The following is an 18,431-nucleotide window of genomic DNA, read 5'->3' as shown; positions in this document are numbered from 1 at the left end:
AATTCTACTTTTTTTGATATTTAAACTATGAGCCAAACCGCCAACACCGAAGACACCATTGATTTAAAGGAATTATTTTTTTCCTTAATCGCACAATGGAAAATGATTACCCTTTGCGTTCTACTCAGTATTGTCTGCGCTTTATTGTATTTAAGAACCACACCAGACACCTATGCAGTAGATGCTTTGGTACAGGTCGAAGACAGCAAAGGGGCCTCTGCAGCGTTATTGGGTGATCTGTCCAATATGATTGAGCAGAAATCACCTGCACAAGCTGAAATTGAAATTTTAAAATCACGTTTGGTGTTGGGTAACGTGATTGATCATCTAAATTTAAATATTCGCGTTTCGGGTACAGAAGACAGTTTCTGGAATCGTTTAATTGCCAAGCATGAATATGACAGTGAATATTCATCTCAGTCAGTGCTATTTAAAGACAATCAAAAAAGTTTTGATATTCGCCAGTTCGATATCCCGCAATATTTTCAAGATAAAAACTTAATTTTAAAATTTGCACAAGGCAAATACAGCCTGACCGATGAAGAAACCGAACAGGTCGTTTTTTCTGCACCTTTAAACCAAGTCAGTCAATTACAGTCTGAATTTGGGGTGTGGAAAGTCGCTATTTTTAGTCAAGACAGCTTTAACGCTGCCTATAACATCCAAAAACAAAGCTTACCTGCTGCCATGAAAAGCTTAACCGCTGACTATTCTGTGGCAGAAAGAGGTAAGTTAACAGGCGTGTTGGGGCTGAATTACCAAGGGTCAGACAAACAACACATTACCCAAGTACTAAATGCCATTTTAGCGGCGTATAGCCAACAAAATATTGAGCGTCGTACTGCAGAAACGGCACAGACTTTAAAATTTTTGGAAGATCAACTCCCAGAACTAAAACAACAATTAGATGTGGCAGAACGTGAATTTAACCGTTTCCGCCAACAGTTTAATACAGTCGATGTGACCAAAGAATCTGAGTTATATTTAACCCAAAGTATTACTTTGGAAACCCAAAAAGCGCAGTTAGAGCAACAAGTGGCTGAAGCTGCTGCCAAATACACCAACGAACACCCTGTCATGCAGCAAATGAATGCGCAATTGGGGGCAATTAATAAACGTATTGCAGAGTTAGACGGCACGCTCAAACGCTTGCCAGAATTACAACGCCAATATTTACAACTGTTCCGTGAAGTTGAGGTGAAACAACAGCTGTATACAGGCTTGCTTAACTCTTACCAACAACTGCGTATTGCCAAAGCAGGTGAAATTGGTAATGTGCGTATTGTCGATACTGCGGTAGAGCCGATTGAGCCAATTAAACCAAAGAAATTACAAATTTTAATTTTGTCCGTTTTCTTGGGTGGTTTTCTGGGCACATTATTGGCCTTACTGCGTAATATGTTGCGCTCAGGTATTAAAGACTCGAATCAAATTGAAAATGAACTGGATTTACCTGTTTATGCCACTGTGCCACGTTCACCTGTGCAAGAAAGCCGTATTAAAATTCTGAAAAAGAAAAAGAATATTCCTATTCTTGCGGTGAAACACAGTGATGATATTGCGATTGAAAGCCTGCGCAGCATGCGTACTGCTATTCACTTTGCTTTAAGCAGTGCCAAAAACAATATCATTATGATTTCTGGCCCTGCACCGGAGTTGGGTAAATCGTTTATTTCAACTAACCTAGCCACCATTTTGGCGCAAAGTGATAAGCGCGTATTATTGATTGATGCCGATTTACGTCGTGGTTATATGCACAAATACTTTAATTATGACCCTAAGCCTGGCTTAACCGAATACCTGAATGGTCAGCAAGAGTTAGGCAGTATTGTACGCAGTACTGAGGTTGAAAATTTAAGCATCATCAGTCGCGGCAAAAGCCCTGCTAATCCGTCAGAATTGTTAAGCACGCAAAAATTTGCAGACATGCTCACGCACTTGTCGAGTCAGTTTGACCATATTCTGATTGATACCCCGCCAGTTCTTGCGGTCACCGATGGGATTATTATTTCACAATATGCGGGTGTGAATTTGGTTGTGGCACGTTATGCCAAGACGCAAATGAAAGAGCTTGAACTGACTGTCAACCGCTTTGAACAAGCTGGCGTGAAAGTCAACGGCTTTATTTTGAATGATATTCAACGTGAAGCGGGCGGTTATGGCTATGGTTATAACTATGCCTATGCCTATAAAGCCAATAAGAATGAGGATTGATTTATTCAATCTACCCTTTTTGCTGGCGCTAGGCTACCCCCTTTGTCAAAGAAAGGTGAGCTATATATAGCAAAAGCCACCAACGTTAAAATCCCTCCTAACCTCCCTTTAAAAAAGGGAGGAATGTTTCATTACAAAGCCTCTGCTTGTGCTAGCCTCCCCTTTGAAAAAGGTGAGCTATATGCTCGTGCTAGCTTCCCCCTTTGAAAAAGGGGGATGGAGGGGGATTAAAAAAATCTAAAAAGATGAGCTATGTATGTCACAAGAAAGCTAATTAAAAATAAACCACTTTTTAAAACAAAGAATAAAAAACCATGCAACCCTATAACAAAAATTTAAAATATAACGCACGACAGTTAAGAAACAATATGACCGAAGCAGAACAAAAACTCTGGTTACGACTGCGTCAAAAACAACTCTTGGGCTTACAGTTTTACCGGCAAAAGCCTATTCTGAATTTTATTGTAGATTTTTACTGTCCTGCGGCAAGTTTAATTATTGAATGCGATGGCAGCCAACATTTGAACGAAAAAGGCTTAAAGTATGATTTATTACGTGATCAAGCTTTAACACAGTTAAATTTAACGGTGTTAAGATTTAACAATTTACAAATTTTGCATGAACTCGATGCAGTCGTCCAAACCATTGAAAATGTGATTTTAAGTCAACACGCTGATAATCCCTCCTAGCCTCCCTTTAAAAAGGGTGGGAGCATTTATTACAAAGCCCTTACTAGTGCTAGCCTCCACCGTTTACAGAAGAATTTTCTGTTGAAATTTACAACAATACTCAACAATTCACATTGCAAAAATCCACTCAAAAACCTATCTTGGTTACAGTTTATAAACGCTGAGAATATATAAGCATGTTTGCACCCAAAGCGCTGTTGGCGACACTGGCATTAAGCTCATCCTTAACCTTTGCCCAAGGCATTGTCTTAAATGACCAAAACTTACGTACCGATTTAAACTGGCTAAATCAGCAAGGCGTCATTCAAATTAGTACGTCAACTTGGCCTATGAGTGGTGATGAAATTCAACGTGCGCTTTCTCAAGCCAAAGTCAGCAACAACAATCAACAGAAAGTCATCGATGCAGTGGTGGCACATTTAAATGCCAATAACCAACTGCTCAAAGCCTCGCTTTTTGCAGAAACAGATCAAAAGAATATTCCTCAAGCCTTTGGCGACCAACAAAAAGCGCAATATCAAGCAGGCTTGGAACTCAATGCAGGCAATCAATACTGGGATGCTAAAATTCGGGTCAATGCAGAAAAAGACCCACAAATTGATAACGATCAAGATGTCAATGTTGAAGGTTCCTATATTGCAACCAAGCTTTGGAATCAATGGCTTATCGCAGGACAAATTCCAACATATTGGGGTCCTGCACATGATGGCAGTTTAATTCGTGGCGATGCTAGCCGCCCAGTTTATGGCGTAACCATGCAACGTGCCGAACAACAAGCCTTCAGCAACAAATGGCTATCATGGATTGGTCCATGGCAATATCAAGCCTTTGCAGGTCAGTTGCATGATTATGATGCTGTGCCCGATGCCAAATTGATTGGTTTACGTGTAACTGCACAACCATTGCCTTATTTGGAATTGGGTGCATCGCGTGCAATCCAGTGGGGTGGTGAAGGTCGACCTGAAAGTTTGGATTCATTCTGGGATGCTGTTATTGGTAAAGATAATGTATATGGCGATACCACTAACCCCTCTAACCAAATTGCAGGTTTTGATGCACGCTTAAACCTACAGCCATTGCTACAAGTGCCAATGGGTGTTTATGCACAATATGCTGGTGAAGATGAAGCAGGCGGCTTACCTTCAAAAAAAATGTATTTGGCTGGGGTAGACTATTCATCAAGCTATCAGAATATGCCGTTCCACCTCTATACCGAATGGGCTGACACCCGTACCAACGGTAAAGCACAAGGTATCACTTATAATCACAGCGACTATACTCACGGTTTCTACCAACATGGCTATCCTTTAGCGCATGCTATTGGCGGTGATGGACAAATGATTTCACTCGGTGGTGATATGCGTCTAGATCGCCTAAACCGCGTCAATGCACGTATGCTGTTTGCCAAATTGAATGAATCAAACCGCGCAACCAACCAAGCTTTCCCAGAAAAAGATCAGTTAAAAGCTTTGGATTTGACTTGGACACACTATTTACGCCCAGATATTCCACTTAAACTGAATGGCTGGATTAGCGATTCAGATGTGCATGGCAATGATGGTGGTGCATCGATTGGCATTGAATTTCCTTTAGAAAAAGGATTATTTTCTTATTAAGTCTACCCGCTAGACCGAAATACTTCGTGGATGAGATAGACACCGATTTCATCCATTTTTCTAAGATTAAAAATTCAGCGCAACTCAATTATTTAACGCAAAATTTCAGGCAACGCCTTATAACTACCGCTTTTGCTTAATTCAATTTTCATTTTTTGCAGCATTTGATACGGTTGCTGTTGCACAAACATATTCACAAAACTTAAAGGAATCGAGCCCTCAGGGTTAGCATAGCCGTAGGTACTGACTTTGACTTTGTGATTACCCAATTTCTGAAAGGTCCAGTCGCCTTCGTAATCCTGAATACGCACATAATCTGGGTTCAAGGGATAGCCCCCCTCAATGGCTTTATTTTGAATACTAACCATACCTTGCGCATCTTTACTCATTTTGCCTTTGACCACCAAATCACGATCTTTTAGCGGAAAAGGAAAATCCAGCACCATATATAGTAAGAACTCACCTTTTTGGTCATCGCGTGACAAAACTTTGACACTGCCAACATAAGGCACCCATTTCACGGCATGATCAACATCTAAAATTAAGGCAGCAGCTTTTTCTAAAGGTACATTGAAGGTGGTTTCGGCCTTATATAAAAACACCGGGCTAGACTGTTGTTGAAAGGTCCAGACTTTAATATTGTTTTTATGTATGCTGAGTTTGGCATGTTCAATATTTTGTGCAGAGGCCGCACAAATACAGGTGCTTAACCCAAGCATCAGCAGAGATTTTTTCATTTTATTTTGCATCTTATTTTAGTTTTAGATCGGGTCTGATGCGTCATCATCCATGACATCAGACCCTAGTTTTAGCGGCAGATTGAAAATTGTTCAAGTCATTTTTATCTATTTCGGATTCCTGCGCAGTTTTTAAGCCTGAATATCGTTAAATCCAAGAACATCTTTCATATCGTATTTACGCGCTTCGCGTCCCACCACCCACGCTGCAGCACGCACGGCACCTGCAGCAAAGTTCATACGGTTGGTGGCTTTGTGTGTAATTTCCACACGCTCGCCATCGGCAATAAACATCGCGGTATGTTCACCTACAATGTCACCACCACGAATGGTTTGGAAACCAATACTTTTACGTTCACGTGGCCCTGTGTGTCCTTCGCGGCAGTAAACAGCATCGTGTTTTAAATCACGACCTAAGGTTACTGCAATGGCCTCGCCCATCATCAATGCCGTGCCTGATGGTGCATCGACTTTATGACGATGATGCGCTTCAATCACTTCAATATCTACGCTATCACCAAAGACTTTGGCTGCCAATTCCAGCAGTTTAATTGAAACGTTTACCCCAACTGAATAGTTGGCAGCATACACTACTGGGGTCTGTTGAGCCGATTCTTCTAAGAGTGCTTTTTGTTCATCGTTCATGCCTGTGGTGCCAATCACAATTGCCACGCCTGCTTCACGACAAAGCTTTAAGTGCTGTGCAGTAGCAGCTGGTGCGGTAAAGTCGATTACGACATCACAGTCAGCTAATACTTGTTCTAGGCTGCCCACGACTTTCACACCGAGTGTACCCACACCTGCCAACTCTCCTGCATCTGCCCCCAAGAGGCTGCTTTCTGGGCGTTCGACTGCAGCTGCCAATTGGTAGCCTGCTTCTTGAACGGCTTGAATTAAGATGCGTCCCATACGGCCGCCTGCGCCTAATACACCAATGCGTGGAGTTGCTGACATAGCATATTCCTAAAATAGATTCTCAATTGTGCTTACTATATCAAAACTCGCTGCCTAGACTAAGTTTGTCTGCCAAGTTTCTGGGTTTATTTTTATCGGAAAGCAACTGTGACTGGGCTGCTGATGATCACTTTAAATATCTCAGGCAAACTTTTATCAAAGCGGTGCTAAAAATTTATCTGAAAATGCTCATTTTTTGTTTTTATTTCACAAATTTGCAAACTTGCATGCGCAGACTAGCCTGCACGAATGAAAACAACTGCACAAATTAAAGGGGATTTACATGCATTCGAAGAACATGGTATTGGCATTATTGTTAGGCATCAGCACAGCATCCGTATTTGCAGAGCCTGCACTTCAAGAAGGGGATACGCTAGAAAGCCTGTCCAAAGTCCGTATTAGCGTGACACTACAAGAACCGCTTGCTGTTGAAGTTGATACACCTGAACTAGAAGAAACAGCAGCAGAACATGGGGTTGTTGCAAGCGCTCAACCACAAACTACCGTTGAAACAGCAACGACTGAAATGGTGGATGTTTTAGAGATTGATGTACCTGAAGTCGAATAAGAGTACAGCAGATACAACAAAGGCGATCCTTAAGATCGCCTTTATTTTTGAGTTTAGATGAGGTCGTGCTTTGACATACCTAACCTAGGTTTCCTTAATCAAACAAACGATCAAAGAAAGACTTTTTCTTTGGTGATGACTGACTGCCCTCACCTTCCATCGTCGTCTGCAACTCTTTTAACAATTCACGCTGACGTGCCGTTAAATTCACAGGTGTTTCCACCACAATACGGCAGAGTAAATCGCCCTGCATACTGGTACGCACAGGTTTTACCCCTTTACCACGCAAACGGAACAATTTACCCGTTTGTGTTCCCTCAGGTACTTTCAGGCTCACGCGACCATCTAGAGTAGGAATTTCAATTTCCTTACCTAAAGCAGCATCGGCAATGCTAACAGGCACATCCATATACAGATCAGCACCATCACGCTGGAAGATTTCGTGCTCACGCACCACCACTTCTACATATAGGTCGCCCGATTGACCATCACGAATGGCTTCACCTTTACCTGTTAAGCGTACGCGGTCGCCATTGTCCACCCCTGCAGGAATGGTCACTTCAAGAGTTTGTTGACGGTCTGACACCCCCGAACCATGACATTTTTTACATGGGTTCTTGATAATTTTGCCCTGACCACGACAAGTGCTACAGGTTTGCTGTACCGAGAAGAAACCTTGCTGCATGCGTACTTGACCCGCACCATGACAGGTTGGACAGGTTTCAACATCATTTGGATTTTCCGAGCCTTTACCATCACAAGCTTCACATGGCGCAGGTGCTGTAAAGGTGATGGTTTTCTTAACGCCTTTGACTGCTTCTTCAAGCGTCAATTCCATCACATAGCGTAAGTCTGAACCACGGCGTTGACGTTGCTGGCCACGCCCCCCCCCACCAAAGGCTCCACCGAAAATATCCCCAAACTGGCTGAAAATATCTTCCGCACTGAAACCACCGAAGCCGCCAGCACCACCGCCCATACCACCTTCAAAGGCTTGATGGCCCATACGGTCGTACATGCTGCGTTTTTCGCTGTCTGACAGAACTTCATACGCTTCTGAAGCTTCTTTAAACTTCTCTTCAGCTTCAGGATTGTCCGGGTTACGGTCTGGATGATATTTCATCGCCAACTTACGGTAGGCTTTTTTAATTTCATCATCACTAGCGGTTTTAGAGACGCCCAAAACCTCATAATAATCACGTTTAGCCATGTCTGGCGATGCTCCTCACGGAATTCTATTTAAAACTTAACTGAAGTCTGAAATTGGGGTCAAACTGAGTTTTACAAGGGAAAGCTGTTAAAAATTTTAGCTGCCTGCTGAATGCACGCGAAAAGTCCTTAGAATACGGCTTTATTTTTCAAAAATTTGGATAGCCCTTTAATCCAAGCATTGATTAAAAATAAGAAGGCAATCACGGCAAAGACCACACCTGCTACGGTGCAGGCTTTGACCCATAAAAAGGCATCCCAAGGAAAGAAGGCCAATGGAATAAACCACAATGCAGCAAACAATGCCAATACACTGTAAATCACCACATTACGCATGATCCATAAAGCCTGTGCCTGTAACCAGACTTCAGTGCTATCGACCACAATCACTTTTCGTGCATACCAATACGCCAATGCACCACTCACCACAGTAAATAAAGCAAAAAACATAAACACGTAAGAGATCGCAACGGAACGGCGAAACTTTACCAAGTTATCTTGCTTCATAATGTGATTTAACCCCATCTGTGCCATGCTTTATTTTTTAATCTGGCGCATGCTGTAACGTATGCAAAGGCTGAAAAATATAAGGTGCTACTATATTGAAATTTTCCAAATTTCGCACCCGTTATTATGTCACTTTTACAGATTATGTGGATTTTTTTTCACTTTAAACCACTGTGCGTATAACGCAGGTAAAAAGAACAGAGTTAATAAAGTCGCGACAATTAATCCACCCATAATTGCCACAGCCATCGGGCCAAAGAAAATACTGCGAGAAAGTGGAATCATGGCCAATACTGCCGCCAAAGCGGTCAGTACAATTGGACGACAACGGCGCACCGTAGCGTTAATAATCGCGTCCCACTGCGATTCCCCAGCCCGAATATCCTGCTCAATCTGATCAATTAAAATCAAAGAATTGCGCATGATCATGCCCGATAAGGCAATGGTGCCGAGCATCGCCACAAAACCAAAGGGTTTGTTAAACAGCAACAGGAACAATACCACGCCAATAATGCCGAGCGGTGCAGTTAAAAACACGATGAATGCACGGGACATGCTACGCAGCTGAATCATCAACAAAGTCATCACCACGGCAAGGAAAAATGGCATGCCTGCATTGACTGACTTTTGCCCACGTGCCGATTCTTCAACCGTGCCACCCACTTCAATTAAATAGCCACTTGGCAACTTTTCACGCAGGGCCGCCATCGGTTCAGACAGTTCTGCCACCACCGTTGCAGGTTGCAAATTGCTACGAATATCACCACGTACGGTAATGGTCGGTAAGCGGTTACGATGCCAAATTAAGCCTTCTTCAAAACGGTATTCAATTTGTGCAATTTGCGCCAACGGCACCGATGTTCCACGTGAAGTCGGTATAGCCAAACTGCTTAAAGATGCGACATCTAGGCGCTCGGTTTGATCACCACGTAAACGGATTTCAATCAGTTCACGTTTTTCACGATACTGGTTAATAGCCGCGCCACTGATAGAGCTATTAAGGAAGTTAGCTAAATCCAGACTCGACACCCCCATTTGACGGGCACGGTCTTGATCAATCTGCAATTGAATGACTTTGCTCGGCTCACCCCAATCTAAATGCACATTGGTACTGTTTGGATTGGCACTGATGGTGGCTGCGACTTGCTGTGCCCATTGTCGCACTTGTGCCAAGTCTTCTCCTGACACGCGGAATTGCAATGGATAACCCACTGGTGGGCCATTTTCCAATAATGACACGCGAGTACGCACCTCTGGCAATAACAAGCGAATTTGTTCAGATAAATTACGGCGAATTTCATTGCGGTCTTCTAAAGACGATGCCAATACCACAAATTGGGCAAAACTGGCCTGCGGTAATTGCTGATCTAAAGGCAAATAGAAACGCGGCGAACCTGTGCCAACATAGGCTACATAATTGTCGATGCCTTGTTGTTGTGCTAAAAACTTTTCAACTTTTTTAACGGCTGCTTCTGTGGCTGTTAAGGATGCACCCTCTTCGAGTTTTAAATCGACTAAAATTTCTGCCCGATTGGAAGGCGGAAAGAATTGCTGCGGTACCAATTTAAACATGGCAATGGATAGGACAAAAATGGCCACGGTCGCTGCAATGACGGTTTTACGATAGCGCACACAGGTATTGACCCAATCTCGAAACACTTGATAAAAGCGGGTTTGATAAGGGTCGTGTAATTCACCTGCGTGCTGTAGCACAGGCTGTGGCTCAGCTTGTTTGCCTAAACGCGCCCAAAGACGTTGATACCACGGCGCTCGCTGTGCATGACGCTGAAAATCTGGCAATAATTTATCGCCCAGATACGGCACGAATAGCACGGCAGCAAACCAGGACACCACCAAAGCAATGGTCACCACTTGGAAAATTGAACGGGTATATTCCCCTGTACTTGAGGCTGCTGTGGCAATGGGTAAAAAACCTGCTGCGGTAATCAATGTCCCTGTCAGCATAGGGAAAGCAGTTGTTCGCCACGCATGGCCTGCAGCTTGCAAACGGCTATAGCCTTGCTCCATCTTAATTGCCATCATTTCAATGGCGATAATGGCGTCATCCACCAATAATCCGAGCGCTAGAATAAGCGCACCGAGTGAAATTTTGTGCAGCCCGACATCAAACAAATGCATACCTGCAAAAGTCATCGCCAAAACCAGTGGAATAGAAAATGCCACCACCAAGCCCGTGCGAAAACCCAATGAAAAGAAGCTGACCAAAAGCACGATAATCACCGCCTCAGCCAAGACTTTCATAAATTCATTGACGCTGTGTTTTACCGCAACAGGCTGATCAGAAACTTTTTGCAGTTGCATGCCCAAAGGCAAGGTCTTTTGCAAACGGGCAAATTCTGTTTCCAGATTTTCACCCAAAGCCAGAATATCACCGCCTTTACGCATCGACACCGCAATGCCAATGCCGTTTTCGCCCATAAAGCGCATACGTGGTTGGGCAGGTTCGCTAAACCCGCGATAGACTTCGGCAACATCGCCCAGTTGAATGGTGGTGCCATTTACCAACAGCGGCATTTGTTTCAGCTCATCAACACTGTGCAACGCACCGCTGACACGTACCTGAATACGGTCTGAATGGGTTTCAAAAAAACCTGCGCTTGCCATGCTGTTTTGTTGTTGTAAGGCTTGCTGAATCGCGGTAACAGGAATACCGAGTTGCGCGGCTTTGGTGTTAGATAACTCAACCCATATTTTTTGATCTTGTAAACCCACCAAATTAACTTTGGCTACATCTTTGACCCGCTGTAATTGTAGCTGCAAACGGTCGGCATATTCTTTGAGGGTGGCGTAGTCATAGTCTGCGCCTGTCAGCACATAAATATTGCCAAAAGTGTCGCCAAACTCATCATTAAAAAATGGGCCTTGTACCCCTTGTGGCAGTTCATGGCGAATGTCATTGACCTTTTTACGCACCTTGTACCAAACATCTGGAATTTGGCTGGAGCGCATAGAATCTTTGGCAATAAAAGTCACCATGGACTCGCCCGGACGCGAATAGGCCATGATGCGTTCATAATCGCCCGTGCTCATCAATTCTTTTTCAATACGGTCAGTGACTTGTAACGAGACCTCTTTGGCGCTCGCTCCCGGCCAATAGGTTTGAATCACCATCACTTTAAAAGTAAACGGTGGATCTTCACTTTGTGCCAGTTTAGAGTAGGAAAAAATACCAACAATGCCCAACAGCAGCATCAAGTAGACCACTAGACCTTTATTTTTCAGCGCCCATTCGGATAAGTTAAAATTCATATTTTAACGCTCCGTCTGTGTGGCTGCAGGAGCTGCCTGAGCTGTAGGATTGACTGCCTGTACAGCTTGATTGTCACGGTTAATTGGGCGGATTTTTTGTCGATCACGCAGTAAATGCACCCCACCCATCACCACATAATTTTGCGGCTGCAAGCCACTCAGTACAGGCACGCTGTCACGTCCATAAGCGCCCAATGTAACAGGAATTTGGCGCACGGTTGAGTCTGGCTGTAAGACCAAAACAAAAGCTTGTTGCCCTGTTGCCGACACGCTAGATAAAGGCACATATAAACCCTGATTGGCTTGGCGAGTCAGAAATACCCGCGCACTTTGCCCCAATTGAATCTGTGCATTGCCTTCACGTAAAGCCACTTTGACTTTAAAAGTACGCGACTGATCTGCCGCAGGGGAAATTTCTCGAACCGTACCTGCAAAACGGGTATCGGGTTGTGACCATAAACTTACCGTTGCCTCTTGCCCGACTCGAATTTCACCCACCGCTTGTTCAGGCACGCCAATCACGACTTCACGCTCCCCATCAATCGCCAATTGATAAGCGACCTGCCCTGCCGCTAAAACCTGCCCAACTTCAATATTGCGTTCAGTAATCACACCATTTTTTGTGGCACGTAACTGGTTATAGTCGGTTTGATTACTGCTGACTGCATAATTGGACTGTGCCTGTTTCAACTGTGCCATAGCATGTTGATATTGGTTTTTGACTGCATCATATTGCGAGCGACTGACGGCATTCATGGGTAATAATTGCTGAAAACGCTGTAACTCATCGCTAGCAATTTTTGCAGCAGATTGCGCACTTTCCAGTTGCGCACGCGCGGCATTGAGCTGCAATGCGGCATCTTGCACATCCAGTTTTGCTAAGACTTGCCCAACTTTGACCTGATCTCCCACATCGGCAAAACGCTGTGTAACTTGCCCTGCAACCCGAAATGCCAAAGCCGTTTGCTGACGTGCTTGCACCTCGCCTGCATAGCTTTTTTGCTCAAGATGTAAACTGCTGGGCTGGGTCACCATCACCAAAGGGACTTCCTGTTCAACCTCGGTTTTTTGCTTACTGCATCCAATTAGGGTGATACAGCACAGCAGCATCAGGCTGGCAATGAGATTCTGAGTCGTGTTCATCAGGTTTGCTCTTATTTAAACGTTTTTTTTAGGGCAGAATACGGTAGGGTTTGCTGACACTTCGTCTATGTTTGCGACAGCGCATATTTTTAGCTGATATAAGGCATGAGGCAGGAAACTTAGTCATTCTAAGTAACTGACTCATAACGTAATAGCAGTAAAAAATATGCTTGTTCCAAAGGACTGTGGCTAAAACTTTCCCAGATTGCGTTATGAAACTTGGTAATAGTCTCGCTATTCCCTGCGTTTCATGCCTGATCTGCTCAGTTTTAGCCTACAGCGCAAGCCATTTATGAAGTGCGTGCAAACCCCTATATTAAATTGATTATTTTTTAATTAATATACCACTGGGTACATTAATTAAAACTGAAGCGTCATTTTCCAGTTGTACTGATGCAAATTAGGATGAGCGTGTGCAGATTCATGTCGGACGACCAAAAGATTTAGAAAAACGCCAACGCATTTTAATGTCGGCAAAACACTTGTTTTTAAAGTTGGGCTTTCATGGTTCGAGTATGAATCAGATTGCACGTGAAGCAGGCGTGACCAAATTAACGGTGTATAACCACTTTCAAGACAAAGCCACCTTATTTTCCTGTGCCATTGAAGAAACCTGTGAAAGTCTGCTCAAAGCACAACCTTTGGACTTGACTGCACATAGCAATTTTAAGCAGGCCTTATACCAAGCCTGTAAACTGTCCTTGAACTTGGTCAATATGCCTGAAGCGATTAAATTAGAACATTTGCTGATGGAACTGGCCTCGGAGCAAAATCCGTTGGCATTGCAGTTTTACAATGCCTCACATGCCAAACTTCGCGCGATGTGGGAAAGCTTCTTTCGCCAAGCAGTAGAATTGCAGTTTATTCAGGCCGATGAACCAAAAACGCAAACTGAATTGATCGTTTCCTTACTGCATGGTTTACGTCACCATGAAGTTTTACTCGGTGTACGTGCCGTGCCCGATGCTGCACAATCTCAAAAGATTATTGAAGATGCGATTGGTATTTTTATGCTGCGTTATGGCTGAGCAAGCTAATTTTGCAGCCTCATCATGCGAAATCTAACTCTCACCTTACACATATACGAATGATCAACTGACTCATATCTCCGTCCTGTATTTCTCTCCTAAATACTGCCACTTGGCACTATAACTTCAGATGCGCAAAATCCATGCAACTTTTGTAGATAGCCCGCTTGGATTGTATTTAAATCGGGGTATAGTCTTAACAGAGTAGAAAAACACAGAACATGGAGAACAACGAATGATTCAACAAATTGATGCTCCTCTACGCGATGACGTACGCTTACTTGGCAACTTATTGGGTGAAACCCTCAAGTTACACGCAGGACAAGATTTGTTTAATCAGGTCGAACAAATTCGTGCTTTATCTAAAGGCGCGCGCGATGGACAAGCCGAAGCTGAAAAGCAACTCGAACAACTATTTTTAAGTCTGGAAGATGATGAAATCTTACCGCTCACCCGTGCCTTTACCCACTTTTTGAATTTTGCCAACATCGCTGAGCAATATCATGTGGTGCGGAGCCGTCGCCAAAGCGAATTTGATGAAAATGGCGTTTCTCCAAACCCGCTAGATCACTTATTTATCAAGTTTAAAGACAACCAAATTTCTGCAGAAACACTCTTTCAACAAGTCTGCGAGCTAAAAATTGAGTTGGTTTTAACTGCGCATCCGACTGAAGTCAGCCGTCGTACCCTCATTCAAAAATATGACGATATTAATGACTGCTTGTTTAAAATGGATCAGCAAAAACTGACACCACGTGAACGTCAGGCAGTTTTGGCAGATTTAAAACAGCTGATCAGCTCGGCTTGGCAAACCGATGAAATTCGCCAACATCGCCCAACCCCTGTCGATGAAGCCAAATGGGGCTTTACCACCATCGAACAAACCCTGTGGAATGCGGTGCCTAAATTCATGCGTGAATTAGACAGCATTGTGCAGGAACATTGTGGACAAAGCCTACCGCTGAGCGTTGCACCTGTACGTTTCGCCTCTTGGATGGGCGGTGACCGCGATGGTAACCCGAATGTCACTCATAAAGTTACTCAAGAAGTGCTGTGGCTGTCACGCTGGAAAGCAGCAGAACTGTATTTACGTGATATTGAAAACCTGCGTTGGGAACTCTCCATTCAGCAATGCAGCCCAGAATTGGCAGATGCTTTGGGACATTTCCATGCCGAGCCGTACCGTGAATATTTACGCGACACCCGAGAACGCCTAAAAGCCACCCGCGACTGGTTAGCAGCGAAACTGCAAGGCAAAGAGGCTGATGACAGTTTGGTCATCAAAAGCAAAGACGAACTGTTACAGCCTTTATTGCTGTGTTATCGCTCGCTGACGGCTTGCCAATTATCAGACATTGCGAACGGCAAATTGTTGGATTTAATTCATCGTGTGAATTGTTTCGGCATTGAATTACTAAAACTGGATATTCGCCAAGAATCGGGACGTCATCGTCAAGCCATTTCTGCCATTACCGAATATTTAGGTTTGGGCAATTTTGAAACTTGGACTGAACAAGCGCGTCAGAACTTCTTGCTTCAAGAGCTACAAAGTAAACGTCCGTTATTGCCAAAATTCATGCAAGAACCTGCACAAAGCCTGATTCAACATCCCGATGTGCAAGAAGTGTTTGCCACCATGCGCACTTTGGCTGCACAGCCGCAGGAAAGTTTGGGCGCTTATATTATTTCCATGGCGGAATATCCAAGTGATGTATTGGCAGTGTTATTGCTGCAAAAAGAAGCGGGCATTCAGCATCCTTTGCGTGTGGTGCCGCTGTTTGAAACCCTGAAAGACTTGGATGGGGCTGCCCAAACCATGAATACCCTATTTAATATGCATTGGTACAAACAGCATATTCAGGGCAAACATGAGGTGATGATTGGCTACTCAGACTCCGCCAAAGATGCAGGGTTCATGTCTGCCAACTGGGCGCAGTACCGCGCGCAGGAAGAACTGACTGCGGTAGCGCAGCAACATGCTGTGCAGCTGACTTTATTCCATGGTCGCGGTGGTTCCATCAGCCGTGGCGGTGCACCAACACAACAAGCATTGTTCTCACAACCACCGGGTTCTATTTCAGGTGCAATCCGCGTCACCGAACAAGGTGAAATGATTCGTTTTAAATTTGGACTTGAAGGGGTTGCCTTACAAAATCTGGAAGTCTACACCGCTGCAACCTTAGAAGCGACGCTGATGCCACCACCTGTGCCGAAAGCAGAATGGCGCGAGTTGATGGATAACATGACCGAACTTTCGGTGCAGGTCTATCGCCAAACCGTGCGTGAAAATCCACATTTTGTGAAATATTTACGCACCGTTACGCCAGAGCTGGAATTGCAGATGTTGCCACTCGGTTCACGTCCTGCGAAGCGTAAAGTGAGCGGTGGAATTGAATCCTTACGTGCCATTCCGTGGGTATTTGCATGGACACAAATCCGTTTAATGCTGCCTGCTTGGTTAGGGACAGGCGCAGCAATTAACCAAACGCTCGATCAGGGACAAAAAGCCACTTTGGATGAGATGCTCAGCGATTGGCCGTATTTCCAGACTTTAATTGATATGCTAGAAATGGTGCTATCTAAAGCCGACAGTAATATTGCCCTGTACTACGAATCTAACCTGACCGATGACGAAGACTTAAAACAACTCGGTGAGCAACTCCGTCAACGTCTGCGTGATGCTGTGACGACTTTACTGACCCTTAAAGGTGAATCGCAATTGCTCAGCAGCAATGATGTGCTAGATCAATCGATGCGGGTGCGTAAACCTTATTTATTGCCACTGCATTTGCTACAGGCAGAATTGATGAAACGTCGTCGTTTGTATTTGGCAGAACAGCATGCCGAACATACCCCTGTCGATCATGCCCTCATGGTGAGTATTGCAGGGATTGCAGCAGGCTTACGCAATACAGGTTAAGACCTAACGAATAGCACAACAAGCAGAGTCATGCTCTGCTTGTGGCTCATTCACTCACTTAAACATGATTTGGGACGGATGACTACATATTAGGCTAAGTAGAAAAAATCATAAAAAAACATGATAACTGGCATTTTTTATGATTTCTGTCTCAACTTATTTGAATTATGCTTAGATTAGACAATAAATAAGAGTTTGGACTTGCCTATGCCAGAAAGCTCTACAATGACGACTTTATTAAAGCTAAAAATTTTTTATTTTTTCAAGGGTATAAAAATCTCCTCAGTTTAAATAACATCCAAAAATCACGTGTCGTCAGTGGCTTGGTTTTTTTCTTTCATTTACTCTTTTTAGTGGTACTTTGGCTCAGTCAAAGCCAACCCCTGTTTACCCCATACATGCTGCCATGGGTATTGGGTTGTTTAATATTGTATTTGCTGATTGCCTTGGTCTTTATATGTCATCAGCTATCGTATTCCTGAAAATCAGACCACACTCTATTATTTTCCAATTCTGTGTTTAGGCTTTTATAGCAGCTCACTCATGAGTATTGGCTATTTTCTGGGTCAAATGACGGTACTCACAGGCGTATTTACCATTGGCTCCATTTTTACAGGCTTATTGTTGTTTAAACGCAGCATTATCTTTTGGGGCACCATTCCCTGCTTGGTGGTATTTTACGGTGGTTCTTTGCTGACCTTGCGCAATATTATCCCCTATGCGCCCGTTTTTCAGCCCTATACGTTTACCAGTGCGGAATTCCAAAATTTCATGCTCATCAATAACTTGATTGGCAGCACCATCATTGGTGTTCTGTTGGCCATTTTATTTAATACTTTTTTGGGACGCTGGATGATTCGTGAAGAACATCAGCAACAACTAATTCTGCTTGATCCACTCACCCAAACTCTCAACCGACGCGGTTTAAGCATAAAATTCAACCAACTGGTGAATCAAAAACAATTGGCGGGGCAAAACAAAGAACACATCTGCCTTGCCCTGCTCGATTTAGACTGGTTTAAGCAAGTAAATGATCGCTATGGACACGATGGCGGTGATCAGGTTCTCAAGCAAATCCCCAAAATTTTGCAAAAAAATCTGCGCAGTGAAGATATTATCGGACGTTTTGGTGGCGAAGAATTTATGATTATTTTCTCTAATACCTCACCACAAATTGCCCAAAATGTACTGGAACGCTGCAGAATCGCCATTGAACAACATCGTATTCCCTATGCGGCACAGTACATTCAAATTACCGCAAGCTTTGGTTTGAGTGCAGAACCGATCTCGAGTGCACATCTGCATCAACTGATTCAACGCGCCGATGCAGCGCTGTATAAAGCTAAGCAAAGTGGACGTAATAACGTGCAAGCAGACATTGACTAAGACATACGTTGCGTGTCTAAAATTCAGCCTAAATTATGTGCAATTAAATTTATTTTTAGTCTGGATTCATCGCATTGATGCGGCAATACATTCTTTAAATTTATAAATAAAATTACTTATTTATATTAAATGTAAATTTTATCAAATAGTAAAATTTAATCCTAAAAATAAGCAGCTGGTCAGTTTCCTC

At 43.6% G+C, this 18,431-nt stretch carries 13 protein-coding genes; 7 read left to right on the top strand and 6 right to left on the bottom strand.

Annotation, left to right across the window (positions count from 1 at the left end; genetic code table 11):
* The first annotated feature begins 27 nt into the window (after positions 1-27).
* The 3 genes from FTT71_RS11270 to FTT71_RS11260 all read left to right on the top strand — a co-directional run bounded on the left by FTT71_RS11270 (position 28) and on the right by FTT71_RS11260 (position 4,519).
* A complete protein-coding gene (locus FTT71_RS11270) occupies positions 28-2,214 on the top strand; it encodes a polysaccharide biosynthesis tyrosine autokinase (protein ID WP_180160959.1) in 2,187 nt (728 codons plus the stop codon).
* A 314-nt stretch (positions 2,215-2,528) separates the two neighbouring features.
* Positions 2,529-2,903 (top strand): endonuclease domain-containing protein, encoded by a 375-nt coding sequence (locus tag FTT71_RS11265; protein WP_136143550.1) that lies wholly within the window; start codon positions 2,529-2,531, stop codon positions 2,901-2,903.
* A 176-nt stretch (positions 2,904-3,079) separates the two neighbouring features.
* On the top strand, positions 3,080-4,519 hold the full coding sequence (locus tag FTT71_RS11260) for a capsule assembly Wzi family protein (protein ID WP_180160958.1): 1,440 nt from the start codon (positions 3,080-3,082) through the stop codon (positions 4,517-4,519).
* 92 nt (positions 4,520-4,611) lie between these two features.
* Here FTT71_RS11260 and FTT71_RS11255 read toward each other — a convergent pair whose 3' ends face one another.
* Both FTT71_RS11255 and dapB read right to left on the bottom strand, forming a co-directional pair.
* Positions 4,612-5,256: an START domain-containing protein gene (locus FTT71_RS11255; RefSeq protein ID WP_179988874.1), complete on the bottom strand. Its 645-nt coding sequence runs from the start codon at positions 5,254-5,256 to the stop codon at positions 4,612-4,614.
* Positions 5,257-5,388: 132 nt separating this feature from the next.
* Complete coding sequence (gene dapB, locus FTT71_RS11250; protein WP_180160957.1) at positions 5,389-6,210, bottom strand: 4-hydroxy-tetrahydrodipicolinate reductase; 822 nt, start codon at positions 6,208-6,210, stop codon at positions 5,389-5,391.
* Positions 6,211-6,493: 283 nt separating this feature from the next.
* Between dapB and FTT71_RS11245 the strand changes: the two genes are divergently transcribed.
* Positions 6,494-6,778, top strand: coding sequence for a hypothetical protein (locus FTT71_RS11245; RefSeq protein WP_180160956.1), 285 nt, complete (start codon positions 6,494-6,496; stop codon positions 6,776-6,778).
* Positions 6,779-6,872: 94 nt separating this feature from the next.
* Here FTT71_RS11245 and dnaJ read toward each other — a convergent pair whose 3' ends face one another.
* From dnaJ to FTT71_RS11225, 4 genes are all read right to left on the bottom strand, one after another.
* Positions 6,873-7,988 (bottom strand): molecular chaperone DnaJ, encoded by a 1,116-nt coding sequence (dnaJ, locus tag FTT71_RS11240; RefSeq protein ID WP_004970338.1) that lies wholly within the window; start codon positions 7,986-7,988, stop codon positions 6,873-6,875.
* Positions 7,989-8,116: 128 nt separating this feature from the next.
* Positions 8,117-8,494, bottom strand: coding sequence for a hypothetical protein (locus FTT71_RS11235; protein ID WP_026438412.1), 378 nt, complete (start codon positions 8,492-8,494; stop codon positions 8,117-8,119).
* Between the two features lie 135 nt (positions 8,495-8,629).
* Complete coding sequence (locus tag FTT71_RS11230; RefSeq protein WP_180160955.1) at positions 8,630-11,764, bottom strand: efflux RND transporter permease subunit; 3,135 nt, start codon at positions 11,762-11,764, stop codon at positions 8,630-8,632.
* Positions 11,765-11,767: 3 nt separating this feature from the next.
* On the bottom strand, positions 11,768-12,907 hold the full coding sequence (locus tag FTT71_RS11225; protein WP_180160954.1) for an efflux RND transporter periplasmic adaptor subunit: 1,140 nt from the start codon (positions 12,905-12,907) through the stop codon (positions 11,768-11,770).
* A gap of 413 nt (positions 12,908-13,320) precedes the next feature.
* Here FTT71_RS11225 and FTT71_RS11220 point away from each other — a divergent pair, with 413 nt between their 5' ends.
* The 3 genes from FTT71_RS11220 (at position 13,321) to FTT71_RS11210 (ending at position 18,241) form a co-directional block, all read left to right on the top strand.
* Positions 13,321-13,935 carry a TetR/AcrR family transcriptional regulator gene (locus FTT71_RS11220; RefSeq protein WP_019837343.1) on the top strand — a complete coding sequence of 205 codons (615 nt, stop codon included), beginning with the start codon at positions 13,321-13,323 and terminating at the stop codon, positions 13,933-13,935.
* A 235-nt stretch (positions 13,936-14,170) separates the two neighbouring features.
* Positions 14,171-16,855 carry a phosphoenolpyruvate carboxylase gene (ppc, locus tag FTT71_RS11215; protein ID WP_131261313.1) on the top strand — a complete coding sequence of 895 codons (2,685 nt, stop codon included), beginning with the start codon at positions 14,171-14,173 and terminating at the stop codon, positions 16,853-16,855.
* 441 nt (positions 16,856-17,296) lie between these two features.
* On the top strand, positions 17,297-18,241 hold the full coding sequence (locus tag FTT71_RS11210; protein WP_180061065.1) for a GGDEF domain-containing protein: 945 nt from the start codon (positions 17,297-17,299) through the stop codon (positions 18,239-18,241).
* The last annotated feature ends 190 nt before the right edge of the window (positions 18,242-18,431 follow it).

Source organism: Acinetobacter sp. YH01004 (assembly GCF_013420455.1).
GTDB classification, from domain to species: Bacteria; Pseudomonadota; Gammaproteobacteria; order Pseudomonadales; family Moraxellaceae; genus Acinetobacter; species Acinetobacter towneri.
The sequence above is the reverse complement of the archived record's forward strand: the minus strand, read 5'-3'. Positions and strand labels throughout refer to the sequence as shown.

What these genes read in the sequence shown, in the direction of transcription:
- FTT71_RS11270 (WP_180160959.1), top strand. Translation starts at nt 28, where the DNA reads ATGAGCCAAACCGCCAACACCGAAGACACCATTGATTTAAAGGAATTA.
- FTT71_RS11265 (WP_136143550.1), top strand. Translation starts at nt 2,529, where the DNA reads ATGCAACCCTATAACAAAAATTTAAAATATAACGCACGACAGTTAAGA.
- FTT71_RS11260 (WP_180160958.1), top strand. Translation starts at nt 3,080, where the DNA reads ATGTTTGCACCCAAAGCGCTGTTGGCGACACTGGCATTAAGCTCATCC.
- FTT71_RS11255 (WP_179988874.1), bottom strand. Translation starts at nt 5,256, where the DNA reads ATGAAAAAATCTCTGCTGATGCTTGGGTTAAGCACCTGTATTTGTGCG.
- dapB (WP_180160957.1), bottom strand. Translation starts at nt 6,210, where the DNA reads ATGTCAGCAACTCCACGCATTGGTGTATTAGGCGCAGGCGGCCGTATG.
- FTT71_RS11245 (WP_180160956.1), top strand. Translation starts at nt 6,494, where the DNA reads ATGCATTCGAAGAACATGGTATTGGCATTATTGTTAGGCATCAGCACA.
- dnaJ (WP_004970338.1), bottom strand. Translation starts at nt 7,988, where the DNA reads ATGGCTAAACGTGATTATTATGAGGTTTTGGGCGTCTCTAAAACCGCT.
- FTT71_RS11235 (WP_026438412.1), bottom strand. Translation starts at nt 8,494, where the DNA reads ATGAAGCAAGATAACTTGGTAAAGTTTCGCCGTTCCGTTGCGATCTCT.
- FTT71_RS11230 (WP_180160955.1), bottom strand. Translation starts at nt 11,764, where the DNA reads ATGAATTTTAACTTATCCGAATGGGCGCTGAAAAATAAAGGTCTAGTG.
- FTT71_RS11225 (WP_180160954.1), bottom strand. Translation starts at nt 12,907, where the DNA reads ATGAACACGACTCAGAATCTCATTGCCAGCCTGATGCTGCTGTGCTGT.
- ppc (WP_131261313.1), top strand. Translation starts at nt 14,171, where the DNA reads ATGATTCAACAAATTGATGCTCCTCTACGCGATGACGTACGCTTACTT.